This window comes from Corynebacterium glutamicum ATCC 13032 (genome assembly GCF_000011325.1).
Classification (GTDB): Bacteria; Actinomycetota; Actinomycetes; order Mycobacteriales; family Mycobacteriaceae; genus Corynebacterium; species Corynebacterium glutamicum.
Genome location: NC_003450.3, coordinates 2,604,603 through 2,620,878 on the forward strand (window position 1 = coordinate 2,604,603; position 16,276 = coordinate 2,620,878).

Below are 16,276 nucleotides of genomic sequence, written 5' to 3' on the forward strand. Positions count from 1 at the left end.
CCTTCTAACCCTTCACGGCACCGGCAGCCACACCTTCGATGATGTGCCTCTGCGTGGAGAAGTAGAAGATGACGATGGGGATGATGGCCAAGACCAGCATGGCCATCATGGCACCCGTATCGCGGTTACCGTTGGAGCCAACGAAGGATTGGATGACCACCGGGATGGTCTTGTATCGCGTGGACAGGCCAATGACCAAGTATGGCAGCAGGTAGTCGTTCCACACCCACATGGCATTGAGAATGGCCACGGTGATGGCAGTTGGCTTGAGCATAGGCCAGACTACCCGGAAGTAGTTCTGGAGCGGACCACAGCCGTCGATCATCGCAGCTTCCTCAACATCCAGAGGAATGGACTTGACGAAGCCCGCAAACATGAACACCGACAGACCGGAACCGAAACCGAGGTAGAGCACCACGATGCCGATCGGGTTGTTGAGGTGGAGCATGTCTGCAATCTTGACCGTCGGGAACATGACCATCTGGAAGGGGATGATCATGGAGACCACGAAGAGGTAGTACAGAAGGTTTGTCCACCAGGTCTTGACGCGCGTGATGTAGTAGGCGGTCATCGCGGAGAAGAACACGATGACGATGACGGAGAGGATCGTGATGATGAAGGACCACAATGTGGCCTCCAAGAAGCCCTGCTTGGTCAAGCCCACCATGAAGTTCTCGAAGCCGACCCAGGTTTCACCGATGGGAAGGGAGAAAGGATCGGAGGAGATGGCGAACTTGGACTTAAAGGAGTTGATGAAGATGAAGAGGATCGGCCCCAAGAAGACGATGGTGAAGAACGCCAGAATGGCGTAGACCACGAACTTGGCGCTGCCAGACATGTGGGTCTTATTATCCGAGGGAAGCTGGTGATCCTTCTTCTTCGAGGCCGGAGCGGCCTGCGCTGAAGTGCTGGTAGTCATAACTTAAGCCTCGATTTCCTTGGAGCGGGTCGCGCGCAGCTGGAAGTACGCGATGACGACCACAACGACGACGAAGATAACGGCCTTGGCCTGACCGACGCCCTCGACATTCATACGGTTAAACAGCGTGTTGATGATGTTGAGCGCCACCATCTCAGTTTGCCCGCCAGGAGCGCCGTTGGTCAGCGCCAGGTTCTGGTCGAAGAGCTTAAAGGAGTTCGACAAAGTCAAAAAGAGGCAGATGGTGATGGATGGCATGACCATCGGAATAGTGACGTGCCGCAGCATCTCCCACTTGTTGACGCCGTCGAGTTCGGCAGCCTCAATGAGCTCTGGTGGGACGTTTTGCAGGCCGGCGATGTAAATGATCATCATGTAGCCGATGAGCTGCCAGTTAAGTAGCATGATGAGGCCGGCGTAGCCGAATTTCCAGTCCGCGCTAATAGTCGTGGCATAGTGCGAAAGCACGGCGTTGATCATGGTCTGCCAGGTATAACCCAGCACAATGCCGCCGATAAGGTTCGGCATAAAGAAGACTGTGCGGAAAAAGTTGGTACCGCGGAGTTTGCGGGTCAGCAACCACGCCAAGAGGAAGGCGAAGATGTTGACTGTGATCACGGAGACGATGACCACGAGGACGGTGAAACCGAAGGCTGAGATGAAACCTTCGCGTTGGGAGAAAGCTTTGACGTAGTTGTCTATGCCAACCCACTTGGCGTTGGTGATAGTGGTGAACTTCGTAAAGGAGAGGAAGAAACCCACGATGAACGGCACCAAGAAGGCAATCATGAATGCCAGAAGGGTGGGCAAGACAAAGACTGGGAAGTACTTCTTCAGCGTTGCTTGCATGGTGGTGAAACCTTAATTTCAGGTGGTGCCACACGTTTCCCAGCGGGGAAGGCGGTGAGGAGAGGAGGCTGAGGATGTGGAATAACTGCTCGCGCACAAGCTCGCGACGCGGGCCACAACCCTCACCTACTCCCCTCCCCGCCCTCCGCTATTGGAAGGAGTGTGGCGAGGGGGACGGGAATAGAGCTTTAGCCCCAGTTGGATTCCTTCTCAGCAGCCCAGTTGTCATTGAAGTGCTTGACGACGTCCTCCCACTTCAGCTTTCCGGAGGCGTACTGCGACAGATCCTGGCCGAAGTCATCCTTGAACTGCTGGGACGGGAAGTACTGGAAGTTCCACGGGTAGGTGGTCAGATCCTTGTTAGCGATAGCTTCCGCGACTTGCTCAGAAAGGGGGTCATTCGGGGTGTTCTCAGCGGTGTAGCTTTCGAACGGTGCGATGAAGCCAAGGTCCTTCACCACGTGCTCCTTGCCAGCTTCAGAGGTAAACAGCCAATCCACGAAGTCCTTGGTGGCCTGCTGGTCGACCTCGGAGGCCTCAGAGTTCACGCCCAAATAGTTCTCGGTACCGACGTTGATGCCGTGCTTTTCTTCATCTGGCAGACCCATGTACATGGGCAGGAACTTGATCTTGTCTTCCTTGACCACGTTGCCAGAAGTCTCGGAAATCTGGGACCATGCCCAGTTACCGTTCTGAACCATAGCGGCCTTGCCCTGTGCGAACTCAGCCATGGAATCAGACACCGTCTTAGACGGCGCAAGAGACTTTTCTACGGTGGAGTTCTCAAGGTAGAGATCGAAAAGGTTCTTGTACTCCTTGTTGTAGGAGAACTCGATCTCGTTGGTGTCCTCGACTCCCTTGTCCTGGTACTCCTGCCAGATCGGAGCGTTGGCCAGGTGGGTCTGCCAACGCCAGTCCTCACCGGATGTCAGCGAGGTGGAGGCGAAGGCGCCTTCGATACCGAGCTCGTCCTTCTTTGCCTGCATATCCTCGGCGACTTCCTTGAGCTTCTGGTAGCTCGTGATCTCATCCGTGGACTTGATCTTTGCGCCGGACGTGGCGATGTACTTGTCGAAGATCTCGTCGTTGTAGATGATGCCGAAGCCCTCGACGGCGAACGGAACGCCACGTACCTCGCCATCCTCGGTGGTCAGCGGCGGAATGTCGTCGGTCAGCTGCTTAGCTACCTCGGTGTCCGACATATCTGCCATGTAGTCCTGCCAAGTGATGAAGCCGGCTGGGCCATTGACCTGGAAGAGAGTCGGGGCTTCGTCCTTGCCAATCTCGGCCTTGAGGGTCTGCTCATAGGAGCCGGAGGCGGCAGTAACGACCTTGACCTTAACGCCGGTCTCTTCAGTGTAGGCCTTTGCGATTTCCTGGTATGCCACGTCCTGTTCAGGCTTGAAGTTCAGGAAGTAAACATCGCCTTCCTCGTCGGTGGAGCCGGAGCACGCGACGAGACTTGCGGCGGCGAGCATGGAGGCCATGCTGATGGATGCGATGCGAGTAAGACGCTTCAAGAGGTCCTCATCTTTCTTGATAAAAAGCGGGGTGATGAGCCGAGATGGATATCCGGCCCGTATTCGATTGTGTCTGGGAGACCTCCCATAACGAAGGCTTCTTCCCAGCGCCACCAAGTACTTCATAGCGGATTGCAGTCCGACTATGAACTGGTTAGCCTTCCTTCCACCTTAGTGAGGTATTCCACATATTCACAAGTAATCGGGCCTAAAACATACAAATACATATAAAAACAGTTGAGGGAAGCAGGGAGGATTTTTGATCGTAGGAGCCGTTGGGGCACGCGAGAGGTTATGACAAGTCTTCGTCTGAAGGGTTTGTGCTGAGGAGGCGAGCCTCGTCGCGGCGGGCCGGAAGCACGGATTCAAGATAGGATGCCGTGGCCTCTGGGAGGGTGACAGCCCCTCCCCTTTCTTGGGCGAGGAACCAGCGGTGGTCGACGATTTCGTGGAAGATTTGTGCTGGCTCCAGCTTGTCTAACATCTCCACGGGGACGGCGGCGATAGTCGGTTCGTATTCATTCGTCATCCAGAGATGCGCGGCTTGGGTAAGACCTACATGCGGTCCGCATTCGACGGCCTGATAGGCCTGGATCGAGCCCAATAGGCGTTGGGCCTGGTGTTCCTCGACGCTCAGCCCGGTTAAGCTCAATAGCTCTGCACGATAGTGGCCCGGATCCACCACTACAGGGCGAATGCGCACAACCTGCCGCGAATCGTCCTTCGTGACCTTGAGCTCCCCTACGTCAAAGCCCAGTTGATTGAGCCGGTCAATTCTCTCAGAGAGGCGCCAATATTCACTGGCATCGACGGATTCCTCCGCGGTGAGCTCCGTCCACAATTCAAGATAAGAGCTTTCGACAAGGCCTCCTAGGGCGATGACATCGATGGACTTATCTAGGCATTCACCCGCCTGTAGGTCCATGAGTTCGCCAATGATGTTGACGCGGGCGATGTCGACGTCGTAAAGCCTGCGTGATTCAGAGAGGTTGGGCTGGAACTCCCCGGTTTCGGCATCGACGAGATAGGCGGAATAGGTTTCAGCATCGCGACGAAAGAGAGTATTAGACAGTGACACATCTCCCCAGTAGAAGTTGAGCAGATGCATCCGCACCAACAGCACGGACAGGGCGCGGATGAGCTTCTCCGATTCCACGACCGTGAGGTGCCGAGAAAAGATCTCGCGATAGGGCAGGGAAAACTCCAAGTGCTCGGTCACCAAAGCTGCGGTGAGCTCCCCGTAGTCTTCCTCTGCCGGATGGCGTCCGGTGATCACGGCTACGGGGCGCACACTGGGGGCACCAAGGCGCTGCAGTTCACGCAGCATCTTGTACTCGTGGTGGGCGGTACGCGCACCAATTTCTTTGACCGCGACGATGCCACGGTTGATCCCCACGAAACGCACGATGTGCCGGGAAATACCCCTGGGCAGCGCGGCGATGAGATTATCGGGCCACTGTTCCAGGGGTGTACCCCAGGGCAGTGTCAGCAGTGCCGACGCGTACGTCGACGAGGTGATGCTCATGGACTCTTTCATGGCGAATCACTCCACCTTTTCTGCTGATTATGGCTAGAACTGCCCTACTCATTACGTGCCTCGGGGTAGCCGGTACGCGGGCTTAAGGGAGGCGCTTGCCAGTCGACGCCGAGAAGTTGTGCTGGCCGCCCTCCACGATGCGTGCGTGGAAAACACTGCCCGGAGCAGGCGCGGCGTTCGGAGCAGCGCGGACGACGATTTGGCCGGACTCGGGGACATCCTCGCTGGAGGATCCAAGGTCGCCCTCGCCTACCAGCTTGCCGTAGAGGAAGGAATCGGAACCGAGTTCCTCCACGAAGTCGAGCTTGATTGGGATGGAAAGATCGGTGGACTCGCCTTCCGGAATGATCTCCAGTGCCTCCGGGCGGAAACCAATGGTGATGCGGCCATTATCCTCCGGCGTCATGGCGGCGAGGGTTTCCGGGGAAAGCTTGATGCGAGCGTGACCAGAGGTAGCGTCACCATCCTTGACCGAGAAGGTGCCCAAGTTCATGGCTGGGGAGCCGATGAAGCCGGCGACGAAGACGTTGGCGGGGCGGTCATAAAGCTCTCGGGGCGCGCCAACCTGCTGCAGGTAGCCATCCTTCAGCACCGCGATGCGGTCACCCATGGTCAAGGCCTCCGTCTGGTCGTGGGTGACGTAAACGGTGGTAACCCCAAGCTTGCGCTGCAGGGCTGCAATCTGGGTACGGGTCTGAACACGCAGCTTGGCATCGAGGTTAGACAGCGGCTCATCCATGAGAAAGACCTGCGGGTTGCGAACAATGGCGCGGCCCATGGCCACACGCTGACGCTGACCACCGGACAGGGCCTTCGGCTTGCGCTCCAAGAATTCGGTCAGGCCCAAAGTGGCGGCGGCTTCGTCGACGCGCTTATTGATCTCGTCTTGGGACTTGCCGGCGATCTTCAGTGCGAAGCCCATGTTCTCGCCCACGGTCATGTGGGGGTAGAGAGCATAGTTCTGGAAAACCATGGCGATGTCACGGTCACGCGGTGCAACGTGGGTAACGTCCTTGTCTCCGATGAAAATGGCACCGTCAGTAACGTTTTCCAAACCGGCCAGCATGCGCAGCGTGGTGGATTTACCACAGCCGGAAGGGCCGACGAGGACGAGGAACTCGCCATCGGCGATTTCCAGGTTGAATTTCTTGACGGTGGGTTCCTTTGCTCCCGGGTAGCTTAGGGAAGCATCTTTGAACGTTACGGTTGCCATTGCAGAATCTCCTCCATCGGCAGGTACGTGCCGAACGATCCGTAGTGTGAGAAACAGTGAAGTGAGTCACTGTGCGCCATCTAGAGTGCTGCCTATGACATTAGCACTAGTTTGGACCCTATGACAAAGCCCGGAAGCCATGCCGTGGCTTCCGGGCTTAGTTCTTCTAATTCATGGGCGTGGATGAGACGCCGCGGGCATCGAGTTACTTCTTGAAGGTGCCTTTAGCTAGGTTAGAGACTTCGGAAACGAAGTCCGGTACAGCGTTCTTGGCCGTGGTGGCCTTAGGGCCAAGCTCCATGTCCTTGACCGTGCGGGAGGCGATCTTGGATACTTCCGATGTGAAATCGCTGATCTGCTCGGAGCGGTGAGCCACTCCCCACTTGGTTACTTCGAGCAGGGAATCCTTGACAAAGGAGCCGTCCAGCTTGGATTCACCAAGCTCGCGCTCGGTGAAGGTGATCGGAACCTCGCGGACATCGAAGCCATCCTTGATGGCGCGGAAGGCAACGTCCACCTGGAAGATGTATCCGGCGTTGGAAAGCTCCTCAAAGTCGAGGTGCTCAAGCAGCTCACGCCGGAAAGCACGGTAGCCGGCAGTCATGTCATTGATGCCGGCACCCAGGGCAACAGAAATGTACTTGTTGCCCAAGCGGGACAGCAGTTCGCGGTTGGCAGGCCAGTTCACTGTCTCTCCACCCGGTACGTAGCGGGAGCCAATGACCAGATCTGCGCCCTTTTCAATTTCCTCAAGCAAGAGGTGGAGCTGTTCTGGTGCGTGGGAGCCGTCGGCATCCATTTCGCACAGAACATGGTAATCCTTCTCTAGGCCCCACTCGAAGCCGGCGATATAAGCGCCAAGAAGGCCACCCTTGCCTTCGCGGTGCAGCACGTGCAGGTGAGAATCCTCAGCAGCGAGCTTGTCTGCAGCCTCTCCGGTGCCATCCGGGGCGTGAACCTAGATATTGCAGCACCGAAGCCCAAGAAGTCAGGCCGCCGCACACTCACAAAACCCGAATGGGATGCCGTCATTAAGCATCTGTTAACGCGGGATACCGAGCCACTGTTAACCCCCACCAAGCACAAGAACATCCGACAAAGCACCAAGAACATCCATGCCCGCATTGTGCGGCTCACTCTCCTCCAAGCCGTTTCAGGGCTGAGAATTGCCGAAGCCAATCAATTGCAGTGGAAGCACATCATCGACGGTGACGATGGCATGCTCATTAATGCCAGCGCCGATATTGTCAAGGGGCGAAAAGGCAAGGAAAGAGGGCGGTATATCCCTATCCTGAGGGCCGACGTAGCGGAATACCTGCGTACACACCGCGAGGACGACGAGCATTTCATCGTAGGCTCACCGACGACGACCGCGAGGCCCTGGGACGCGACGAACGCAGATGACAAGGTGCCCGAGCTATACCGGCAAATTGCAGAAGCTACAGGCGTGAAGACTCTTCAAGACCTCCGAAGCCACTCCTGGCGTGCGACGCTGCACGGTGTGTACGCGGACGTGATGGACCCAGCTACACGCGCCGCCATTTTCGGCCACACCGAGCAGGTAGCTGAGGAGTACTACAACGACCGCCAAAATATTGAATCACTCATGAGACAAGTCAAGCGCGCCTACGCGTAACTACGCTTAAGACTACGCGTAAGGCTCGGGATTTTGCGGGAATCACACGGAACACCAAGGAACATAAAACGCCCACACACTGCATGTTCCCTACCATTCCCGCATGTGCCCTAAGTTCATACCGAGACCCTGGGTGTCGCGGGTTCGAGCCCCGTCAGCCACCCCTAATAACTAGCAGGTCAGGACATGTTTTTAATTAAACGTCCTGGCCTGCTTTGTTGTCTGTGGCCGGTTTTTGGCCACATTTGGGCCACAACTGCGGTGCGCTCCGCGATAGCCATGAAGTCGCTGATCATCTTGTTCGAAGCGCTCATCATTGGCCTTTCTGACCTGCCACTGCCAAGAGGTCGTTCATTCATCCAGTGGCGTCAAAACAGCGATCTTCCAGTCATCCCCAGTGCGGATGAGTTGGTACATGTTCCGCTCGTTCGGTGCTCCGCCCTGATGATTCCAAGTGACATCAGCCCAGATACTATGACTGGTTGCTGCGACGACCTCCACGACTGCCCGTGTAACCCTGACTCCCTCGTACTGGTCAAAAGCACCGGCAAAGAACTCTTCGGTCTGGTTGGCATCGGATACCGCGATAGCCAGTTCAGGAAACTCGATCAGCGCAGGCACCGCGTAGAAATCAGAGATAGCCTTCGCATCACGATCGAGCAGGGCACGGGTATATCCGTCAAAAACTCTCGGGCAATGTTGTACGCGCTCATAAACTCAACGTTATGCCCGCAACGTCAGGTCAAAAGATTCTTCGCTTATCGACGCCCACCTCCAGCGCCACGCTTGCGGTGCCCTCAAGCAGCGCTATTAATATACCCTCGGCGAAACTCTGCCGGCGGTACCCCATATTTAGCGCGAAACAGTCTTGTTAAATGAGCTTGGCTGGAAATGCCGTGGCGCATGCCGATAGCCAAAATGGTCAGGTTCTGGAGGCGAGGATCCCGAAGGTCTTCATATACTGCCTCTAATCGGAGGTGTCGGATTAATTCCGCTACTCCGTATGCTTCGCCTTCAAATAATCGATGCAACGTACGAACCGCGATTCTATGCGCCCCGGCTACAGCTGCGACCGTAAGTTGTGAGGATCCAAGGTTCTCCCGAATATAGCCATAAACTGCCACTCTAAGTGCTTCATCTGGAGCATAGGGAGTGGCTTTTTCATAGACAAGGCCAGCAAGTAGATCGATGGCAGCATGGCCGAGAAATTCAGAGGACTCCCTGCTCGCAACGTTGTCGAAAATCGATGATTCAATCAATTGAGTCAGCACTGACCCTACATCGGGAATTGGAAAATACTTCCGGAAGGCATTGTTCAGAGTTCGGCTCGGCAGGGACACTTCTTCGCGGGATACAGTCATGACAGTGCAATCTCACTGTCCATAGAAATGTAACTCATATGGAATCGCAGTATCATAAATTGCAATCTCCCCGGGTTGCAGTCGCAAATCTGGCTCTCCATCCCGGGTGAGCACCATGGTCTCGGATTTCAGTGCACATACTTTAACAGAGTGCGTTTCAATGCCTGTAGTGTTCCGGCAATTTTGAATGTCGTTACGTTACCCAAGGCTGAATTCCTGAGCTCACCTTGTACAAGATCAGTGGAAGCCCAGTTCACCTCTCCCCTGCTCAACAATGGGCAAACCTGTTTCCTTGGTACCCGAATCCTTGCTCCAAAATCACGTTACGCGGAAGTAGTCGATGCATTCACCGCTTTCGCTGGCAGCCTGCAGGTTGGAGTCACGTCCTCCCCTGACACTCAGATCGGACCGATGGCGACTGCCCGGCAGCGTGAGCGCGTGGAATCCTACATTTCCCAAGGCAAAAATGCTGGAGCCCGCATCACTGTCGGTGGCAGCCGTCCACGAGATCTTGACGCCGGATTCTTCGTTGAGCCAACAGTGTTCGCCGATGTAGACAATCGCGCAGCCATTGCCCAAGATGAAATCTTCGGACCGGTGCCCTCTGTTGTTTCCTACCAAGACGATGAACACGCCATCCAACTAGCCAACGATTCCGAATTCGGTCTCGGCGGAACTGTCTGGACGAGCGATCCCGAGCGCGGCGCTGCATTGGCCCGCCGAGTTCACACAGGAACCATTGGCATCAACCGCTATATCCCTGATCCCGCCGCACCATTTGGAGGTGTGAAAAACAGTGGCCTTGGCAGAGAACTCGGCCCCGAAGGTCTTGCTTCCTACCAAGAAACCCAAACCATTTATCTCTAATCCAAACTGCACCTATATATAAGGAGTAAAAATGCAAACCCTTGCTGCTATTGTTCGTGCCACGAAGCAACCTTTTGAGATCACCACCATTGATCTGGATGCACCACGACCAGATGAAGTTCAAATCCGTGTTATTGCTGCCGGAGTGCGCCACACTGACGCAATTGTTCGTGATCAGATTTACCCAACTTTTCTTCCCGCAGTTTTCGGCCACGAAGGCGCCGGAGTAGTTGTCGCCGTGGGTTCTGCAGTCACCTCGGTGAAACCAGATGACAAGGTAGTGCTGGGATTCAACTCTTGTGGCCAGTGCTTGAAGTGTTTGGGCGGTAAGCCTGCGTACTGTGAGAAATTCTATGACCGCAACTTCGCATGCACCCGCGATGCCGGGCACACTACTTTGTTTACCCGTGCAACAAAAGAGCAGGCAGAGGCCATCATCGACACCCTTGATGATGTTTTCTACGATGCGGATGCGGGTTTCCTGGCATACCCAGCAACTCCCCCAGAGGCTTCGGGAGTAAGCGTGTTGGTTGTCGCGGCTGGTACCTCTGATCTCCCCCAAGCAAAGGAAGCACTACACACTGCCTCCTACTTGGGGCGCTCCACCTCACTGATTGTTGATTTTGGAGTGGCTGGCATCCACCGCCTGCTTTCATACGAAGAAGAACTCCGCGCTGCGGGCGTGCTCATCGTTGCCGCTGGAATGGATGGTGCGCTACCCGGAGTTGTCGCAGGCTTAGTGTCCGCACCTGTCGTCGCACTGCCAACCTCCGTGGGATACGGCGCAGGTGCTGGAGGAATCGCACCACTTCTGACCATGCTTAACGCCTGCGCGCCGGGAGTTGGAGTGGTCAACATTGATAACGGCTATGGAGCAGGACACCTGGCTGCGCAGATTGCGGCGAGGTAAGGGTTTCGCAGGAGACGAACTCAGCGCATCATGGAATTTGTCATTGACAACATGCTCCGATCAAGGTGACACGCACAGGGCCCGTCGACTGTTGGAACCCGAACCTCAAACCGAGAGTGGAGACCGGAAGGCGTTTACTGCATCGCATCCACCACAAGTTGCCCGAAGCTTCCTTAACTCCACTGCGGAGGTCGTCGTCCTCATTCTTGCGGACAGGCTCTTGGAGAACGGACGCTCCTGCCTTAATAGCCCGTGTGGAAGCGGATCGGGCGTCCTGAACATACGGTGTATATGTGCAGCAGTCGATACTGCAGCGGTAGCGCCACCACCACTCATAACAACACTGTCATCGATGCTGAACTCGGCATGCATCAACGTTCCGTAAGGACGGTCGATTCGTCGCAATAGAATCCCATCGAAGGCTATACCACCAAAAGCACAGGTCCCTCAGCCTTGATTGTGGAGAAATCGTCTGCCCAGTCCAGCGTAACCACAAATTAGAAGCAGTCGACCTTTTGGTTGTTACTCGGTGGTGCCTTGCGGAATTCTTGCCACAACTTCCCGCTCTGAAATTCCCAAGGCCACCGCTGCAGACCGAATATCTTCAAACTCGGACTGTGCACTGATTACTTGATCATCACGGGAACCGATTTTGATGTTGATGGTGTGTCCGTCCACCTCGACTTGTTCGAAACGACGGTCCAAGCCTTCTCGTTCGACTTCCCATGATCTGATCCCAAAAGTCGTGGTGGCTGCAAATAATGCGGTTTTCACTGCTTCCACCTCGGAGCTATCCACCAATGCTGACACCCTATGTGCAGGACGGCCCTTCTTCATCAAAATTGGAGTCAGCCATGCATCTACTGCGCCAGCGGCAAAGAGGATCTCTATTACTCCTGGCCACAGCCGTGGGTCTTGATCATCAACATTGGCTTCTAATTGCACCAGTGTGCGGGTATCTGGGTTACTCCTAGAGGTGTTGAACAAAATTGCGCGCACTATATTTGGACGGCCTTCTGTATCTTTTGTTCCTGCACCAATGCCAACTTCATTGATGATGCCACCTGGGAAAGGGCCATCTTGGGTGGCAAAGTGACGGATCAACGCAACACCAGTTGGGGTGGCTAATTCACCAACAGGTTCGGTGCTCTCCATAAGAGCTCCGGTTTGGGTGGGCCAGCCTTTCACCAGCTCTGCCACGGCTGGAACTGGCACTGGAATATCTCCGTGAGCTGCCTTGATGCGTCCGAATCCTAAAGCAATCGGAGATGCAGCAATCAAACCTGGGTTAAGCTGCCTGATCGCTTCGCACACACCCACAATGTCTGCGATGGAATCCCAAGCTCCTACCTCATGGAAGTGGATTTTCTCCGGCTCGATGCCGTGGACTTTTCCTTCAGCGATAGCGATGAGTTCAAAAACGCCTAAGGCATCCTGCTTGGTTTGTTCAGGGATGTCAGCATTGACAAGCAGTTCTTTAATGGTGCTTAAGTGGCGGTGATGATGGTGTTCATGTTGTGCGTCCACATGCAGCTTGATGCCTCGTTGGCCTTGGCGCACTACCTCTTCGGTGCGCAAGAGCACGTCACCGGGGATGACTGCTTCCACAACCTGTTGGATTTTTTCTAGTTCTGCACCTGCATCAATGAGTGCTCCCAGCAACATATCCCCTGCAACGCCAGCGGTTGCATCGATCCACAGTCCCATTATTCTCGCTTCTTCAAATCAGTTAAAAAATTCGGTTCACAAAAGGTTTATCAGTCCAGCTTAAACCCATCGCAGGGGCGGAAGAATTAGACTCAAGGCACATCACATTGAAGGAGCTTCTTATCTTGTCTCGATTTGCTGCCAACCTGTCATTGACTTTTACTGAGCTAGATTTCCTGGATCGTTTTGATGCCGCTTCGAAGCATGCTTTCAGTGCCGTGGAGTTTCAGTACCCTTACGATTTCGATGTTCAAGAGATTAAACAGCGTGCTGATTCCGCAGGTCTGCCCATTGAACTGTTCAATGCCCCACCTGGGGATACTTTTGGTCTTGCGGCACTGGCTTCCCCTGAAGACTTTCAACAATCCATCGAGCAGGCCATCACGTACGCCACAGTGTTGAAGCCAAAGAAGATGCATGTCATGGCTGGCATCGCGGACGTAACCTCAGAAACCACGGCGCGCTATGTGGAGAATATTCGCTGGGCTGCGCAGCAACTAGACAAGCTCGACGTTGTCGTTGTTATTGAACCAATTAATCACTATTCGGTTCCCGGTTATTTCCTGCACACTTTAGAGCAGGCGTATTGGCTTATCGACAGCATTGCCCACCCCAATGTGAAGATCTTATTCGATACTTTCCACCTTCAGCAGATTCATGGCAATCTCACCCGCCGCCTGCGCGAGGTTCATGGCGCAGGTCTTTTGGGACACGTGCAAGTGGCCTCAGTTCCTGATCGACACGAACCTGGCACTGGCGAAGTCAATGCGGCGTATATCTTCCAACTCCTAAGCGAACTGGGATATGACGGTGTCATCGCTGGCGAATACCACCCTGCTGGTGAAACTACAGCCGGTTTGGGCTGGTTGGAGCTCTAGATCGTAAGTGGTGTCGTACCCATGACGTACCATTAACCACGAACGTTTTAAAGAAGCCACGAAGGAGCCTGACATGGCGTTACCACTACCCAGCAAGAGCGCTCGAGCACTTGTTACTGGGGCAAGCCAAGGCATTGGCCTCGCCATCGCCAAAGATTTGGCGCGGTATGGGCACAACCTCATTTTGGTTGCTCGCCGCGAGGATGTCCTCAAAGAGATCGCCGCAGATCTAGAGAAGAAGCACGGCGTGATCGTTGAGGTCCGCCCGGTGGATTTGAGTGATGAGCCAGCCCGCAAGGTGTTGATCGATGAGATCAAGACAAGGGAAATCAACATCATCATTAACTCTGCTGGCATCGCAAGCTTTGGGCCGTTCAAGGACCAGGATTGGTCTTATGAGACTGCCCAGTTCTCACTTAATGCCACAGCCGTTTTTGAGCTCACCCACGCGGTGTTGGGTGGCATGATTGACCGTGGCACGGGCGCTATTTGCAATGTGGGATCTGCGGCTGGCAATGTGCCAATCCCCAACAACGCCACGTATGTGCTCACCAAGGCTGGCGTGAACGCGTTCACCGAGGCAATGCATTATGAGCTGCGCGGAACTGGTGTGGCGTGTACTTTGCTCGCACCGGGACCTGTCCGTGAGGCGGAGATCCCTGAGTCTGAGAAGTCGATCGTGGACAAGGTTGTCCCTGATTTCTTGTGGACCACCTATGAGTCCTGCTCCGCAGAGACCTTGCGTGCGCTGTCTAAGAATCAGCGTCGCGTTGTTCCAGGTCCGCTGTCCAAGGCCATGAATTTTGTGTCCTCTGTTGCTCCAACCGCTGTGCTCTCCCCTGTTATGGGCTGGGTTTATAAGAAGATGGGTTAGTTTTTAAAAGTGTCTGAATCTGAAAACAACACAACACCAGCAGTCGCAGCTCGCGATGACCGTCTGGTCTGGGTCGATCTGGAAATGACTGGTCTAGATTTGAAGCGCCACGTGATCGTGGAGGTTGCGGCGTTGGTCACTGACGCTAACCTCAACGTTTTGGGCGAGGGCGTGGACTTGGTTGTTCACGCAACTGAAGAAGAGCTCGCGCAGATGGATGATTTTGTCACCAACATGCACGAATCCTCTGGGCTGACTGAGCAGATCCGGGAATCCGCGGTCACGTTGAAGGAAGCCGAAGATGCTGTGCTCGCATTGATTGAAAAGCACTGCGATCCAGCCCATCCTGCACCGCTAGCTGGTAACTCCATTGCCACTGACCGCGCGTTTATCCGCGAACATATGCCACGTCTTGATGAGGCCCTGCATTACCGCATGGTGGATGTGTCCTCGGTGAAGGAATTGGCGCGTCGCTGGTACCCACGCGTGTACTACAAGCAGCCGGAGAAGGGTTTGGCGCACCGCGCGTTGGCGGACATTGTGGAGTCGATTCGGGAGTTGGATTACTACCGTCGCTCATTTTTTGTTGCAGAGCCTGGTCCTACCTCTGAGCAGTGCGCAGATGATGCGCAGGCAGCGGTGGACCGTTTTGCACCCTACTTTGATTAGAGGGTTTTAAGCAGCCTGGTGAGTTCGGTGAGCATATGCACCCGCCACCAGGCCCAATCGTGGCCGCCATGCACGCCGCGCACACGAACCTCGCGGATGTCGCCGGAGAGATCTTCGGCGAGCTGATGCGACAGGCGCAGCATTTCACCTTCGTATTTTCCAGCTTGCAGGTGGATTGAGCTCCACTGCTCTGCTGCAGAAAGCGCGTCGGCAACGTTGAAGCGCCACAGGCTTGGCGATTGCGCGATTGCGTGGCCGACTTCGCCGTCGGAAAGCGCAAGAGCCCACAGGGACGCCAGGCCGCCGAAGCTTGCACCGGTGACAATGGTGTCTTCGCCGCGCGCGGAAACGTTGTAGGTTTCGCGGACGTGCGGGAGGAGGGCGTCGATAAGCACATCAACCTGCCCACCTGGCACGCCGACACTATCCCAGCGGCGTTCGGTGTTGACGGAATCGATCATGAGCAGGCTGACCGGCGGCAGCAAGCCGATGGCGATGGCCGCATCGACCTGCGCAGGCAGATTCATGCTGTTGTTCCAGTGTTGGCCATCAAACAGCACCAGCAGCGGCGCCTTGACCGGCGCCTCATAGAACCAGAAATGCTCGCCGGCGACGGTTTCTTCCACGACTTTTACGCTTGTCGACGCCGCAACCCAGCAGTCCGGCAACGCATCAGGGCCTTCAACGAGCGAGGAATCCATGATATGACCCATCGCGCGGGAATCCGGACGCCCACCCGACATCGCGGCTTTGCGGATATGCATCCGATCGCCCGCCTCACGCCATGGCGCAACCCCGTCGCCAGACCAGGCGTTGACGGTGTAGCTGGCTCGCCAATCGGAAGGCATACGCAAGCTGAGAATCCACAGATCAGAGCCCTCGAGGCGGGTCATTTCAGATTCTTCAATGCGCTCGTGATCAAAAACCCCATTGATCCATAGCAGCACTGCGGTAGCGCCGGGACACTCAACGATCCAGGTATACATGCAAACATCGGGGTTGCCTTCCGGATCATCGTCAATGATGGGATTCGGCTTAGCCAACGCGGACACAGCCATGTCACCACAGCGGCGAGCGGAATGCTCCCCGCCTTCGCGCACCGCTTCACTCCAGGAAATTTCCATGGGGCTTTGGATGCGCATGTGACGTTTGGGGGTTTGCGGTGGCACGGTTGGCGACAACTCCACATGAGCGGACCCATTGCGGTCCACCCACGTTTTTGTCTGCCTCAACGGTGGCATCTAGTTTCCCCTTGGCCTGGTCATTACATGTATTTCGCTTTAAACGTGCGCAACCGGCAGGCATACTCCGCGCTTTCTTGCCACGAAGACGACCG

At 55.4% G+C, this 16,276-nt stretch carries 16 protein-coding genes and 2 pseudogenes; 6 read left to right on the forward strand and 12 right to left on the reverse strand.

The features are described 5' to 3' along the window. Positions 1-4: 4 nt before the first annotated feature. The 7 genes and pseudogenes from CGL_RS12185 to CGL_RS12210 form a co-directional block, all read right to left on the reverse strand. On the reverse strand, positions 5-919 hold the full coding sequence (locus tag CGL_RS12185; protein WP_011015137.1) for a carbohydrate ABC transporter permease: 915 nt from the start codon (positions 917-919) through the stop codon (positions 5-7). Between the two features lie 3 nt (positions 920-922). Further along, positions 923-1,768 carry a carbohydrate ABC transporter permease gene (locus tag CGL_RS12190; protein WP_004567523.1) on the reverse strand — a complete coding sequence of 282 codons (846 nt, stop codon included), beginning with the start codon at positions 1,766-1,768 and terminating at the stop codon, positions 923-925. Positions 1,769-1,956: 188 nt separating this feature from the next. Further along, a complete protein-coding gene (locus tag CGL_RS12195; RefSeq protein WP_011015138.1) occupies positions 1,957-3,288 on the reverse strand; it encodes an ABC transporter substrate-binding protein in 1,332 nt (443 codons plus the stop codon). A gap of 292 nt (positions 3,289-3,580) precedes the next feature. Next, positions 3,581-4,780, reverse strand: coding sequence for a DUF4032 domain-containing protein (locus tag CGL_RS12200; RefSeq protein WP_227747732.1), 1,200 nt, complete (start codon positions 4,778-4,780; stop codon positions 3,581-3,583). Continuing rightward, positions 4,734-4,877 carry a hypothetical protein gene (locus tag CGL_RS15730; RefSeq protein ID WP_227747733.1) on the reverse strand — a complete coding sequence of 48 codons (144 nt, stop codon included), beginning with the start codon at positions 4,875-4,877 and terminating at the stop codon, positions 4,734-4,736. The genes CGL_RS12200 and CGL_RS15730 overlap by 47 nt, the downstream gene beginning before the upstream one ends. Before the next feature lie 30 nt (positions 4,878-4,907). Then, positions 4,908-6,038: an ABC transporter ATP-binding protein gene (locus tag CGL_RS12205; RefSeq protein WP_011015140.1), complete on the reverse strand. Its 1,131-nt coding sequence runs from the start codon at positions 6,036-6,038 to the stop codon at positions 4,908-4,910. Positions 6,039-6,243: 205 nt separating this feature from the next. Beyond that, positions 6,244-6,993, reverse strand: a pseudogene (locus CGL_RS12210) (glycosyltransferase); the annotation flags it as partial. On the opposite strand from CGL_RS12210, the gene CGL_RS12215 reads away from it, so the two are divergent. Next, entirely contained in the window at positions 6,922-7,674 is a 753-nt protein-coding gene (locus tag CGL_RS12215) for a tyrosine-type recombinase/integrase (protein WP_227747730.1), read from the forward strand. The pseudogene CGL_RS12210 and the gene CGL_RS12215 sit on opposite strands and share 72 nt — an antisense overlap. Positions 7,675-7,853: 179 nt before the next feature. On the opposite strand, the gene CGL_RS12220 is transcribed toward CGL_RS12215, so the two are convergent. From CGL_RS12220 to CGL_RS12230, 3 genes are all read right to left on the reverse strand, one after another. Beyond that, positions 7,854-7,991 (reverse strand): hypothetical protein, encoded by a 138-nt coding sequence (locus CGL_RS12220; protein ID WP_158024313.1) that lies wholly within the window; start codon positions 7,989-7,991, stop codon positions 7,854-7,856. A gap of 34 nt (positions 7,992-8,025) precedes the next feature. Beyond that, on the reverse strand, positions 8,026-8,295 hold the full coding sequence (locus tag CGL_RS12225; protein WP_003860878.1) for a hypothetical protein: 270 nt from the start codon (positions 8,293-8,295) through the stop codon (positions 8,026-8,028). Positions 8,296-8,471: 176 nt separating this feature from the next. Continuing rightward, the gene (locus CGL_RS12230; RefSeq protein ID WP_011015143.1) at positions 8,472-9,035 is read right to left on the reverse strand and encodes a helix-turn-helix transcriptional regulator; all 564 of its coding nucleotides are present in this window, start codon (positions 9,033-9,035) and stop codon (positions 8,472-8,474) included. A gap of 243 nt (positions 9,036-9,278) precedes the next feature. On the opposite strand from CGL_RS12230, the pseudogene CGL_RS12235 reads away from it, so the two are divergent. After that, positions 9,279-9,902 (forward strand): annotated as a pseudogene (locus CGL_RS12235) (aldehyde dehydrogenase family protein); the annotation flags it as partial. A gap of 31 nt (positions 9,903-9,933) precedes the next feature. Beyond that, the gene (gene larB, locus CGL_RS12240; RefSeq protein WP_011015145.1) at positions 9,934-10,812 is read left to right on the forward strand and encodes a nickel pincer cofactor biosynthesis protein LarB; all 879 of its coding nucleotides are present in this window, start codon (positions 9,934-9,936) and stop codon (positions 10,810-10,812) included. Positions 10,813-11,334: 522 nt separating this feature from the next. Here the strand turns inward: larB and larC are convergent. After that, positions 11,335-12,519, reverse strand: coding sequence for a nickel pincer cofactor biosynthesis protein LarC (larC, locus tag CGL_RS12245; protein ID WP_011015146.1), 1,185 nt, complete (start codon positions 12,517-12,519; stop codon positions 11,335-11,337). Between the two features lie 125 nt (positions 12,520-12,644). Between larC and CGL_RS12250 the strand changes: the two genes are divergently transcribed. The 3 genes from CGL_RS12250 to orn all read left to right on the forward strand — a co-directional run bounded on the left by CGL_RS12250 (position 12,645) and on the right by orn (position 14,940). Then, a complete protein-coding gene (locus tag CGL_RS12250; protein ID WP_011015147.1) occupies positions 12,645-13,397 on the forward strand; it encodes a hydroxypyruvate isomerase family protein in 753 nt (250 codons plus the stop codon). 73 nt (positions 13,398-13,470) lie between these two features. Further along, positions 13,471-14,271, forward strand: a complete 801-nt coding sequence (gene cmrA, locus CGL_RS12255; protein WP_011015148.1) for a mycolate reductase — start codon at positions 13,471-13,473, stop codon at positions 14,269-14,271. A 9-nt stretch (positions 14,272-14,280) separates the two neighbouring features. Next, positions 14,281-14,940: an oligoribonuclease gene (gene orn / locus CGL_RS12260; RefSeq protein ID WP_011015149.1), complete on the forward strand. Its 660-nt coding sequence runs from the start codon at positions 14,281-14,283 to the stop codon at positions 14,938-14,940. On the opposite strand, the gene CGL_RS12265 is transcribed toward orn, so the two are convergent. Further along, a complete protein-coding gene (locus CGL_RS12265; RefSeq protein WP_003860847.1) occupies positions 14,937-16,181 on the reverse strand; it encodes an alpha/beta hydrolase in 1,245 nt (414 codons plus the stop codon). The two genes, orn and CGL_RS12265, sit on opposite strands and share 4 nt — an antisense overlap. Positions 16,182-16,276 lie beyond the last annotated feature (95 nt).

What these genes read in the sequence shown, in the direction of transcription:
- CGL_RS12185 (WP_011015137.1), bottom strand. Translation starts at nt 919, where the DNA reads ATGACTACCAGCACTTCAGCGCAGGCCGCTCCGGCCTCGAAGAAGAAG.
- CGL_RS12190 (WP_004567523.1), bottom strand. Translation starts at nt 1,768, where the DNA reads ATGCAAGCAACGCTGAAGAAGTACTTCCCAGTCTTTGTCTTGCCCACC.
- CGL_RS15730 (WP_227747733.1), bottom strand. Translation starts at nt 4,877, where the DNA reads ATGAGTAGGGCAGTTCTAGCCATAATCAGCAGAAAAGGTGGAGTGATT.
- CGL_RS12205 (WP_011015140.1), bottom strand. Translation starts at nt 6,038, where the DNA reads ATGGCAACCGTAACGTTCAAAGATGCTTCCCTAAGCTACCCGGGAGCA.
- CGL_RS12220 (WP_158024313.1), bottom strand. Translation starts at nt 7,991, where the DNA reads ATGATGAGCGCTTCGAACAAGATGATCAGCGACTTCATGGCTATCGCG.
- CGL_RS12230 (WP_011015143.1), bottom strand. Translation starts at nt 9,035, where the DNA reads ATGACTGTATCCCGCGAAGAAGTGTCCCTGCCGAGCCGAACTCTGAAC.
- larB (WP_011015145.1), top strand. Translation starts at nt 9,934, where the DNA reads ATGCAAACCCTTGCTGCTATTGTTCGTGCCACGAAGCAACCTTTTGAG.
- larC (WP_011015146.1), bottom strand. Translation starts at nt 12,519, where the DNA reads ATGGGACTGTGGATCGATGCAACCGCTGGCGTTGCAGGGGATATGTTG.
- cmrA (WP_011015148.1), top strand. Translation starts at nt 13,471, where the DNA reads ATGGCGTTACCACTACCCAGCAAGAGCGCTCGAGCACTTGTTACTGGG.
- CGL_RS12265 (WP_003860847.1), bottom strand. Translation starts at nt 16,181, where the DNA reads ATGCCACCGTTGAGGCAGACAAAAACGTGGGTGGACCGCAATGGGTCC.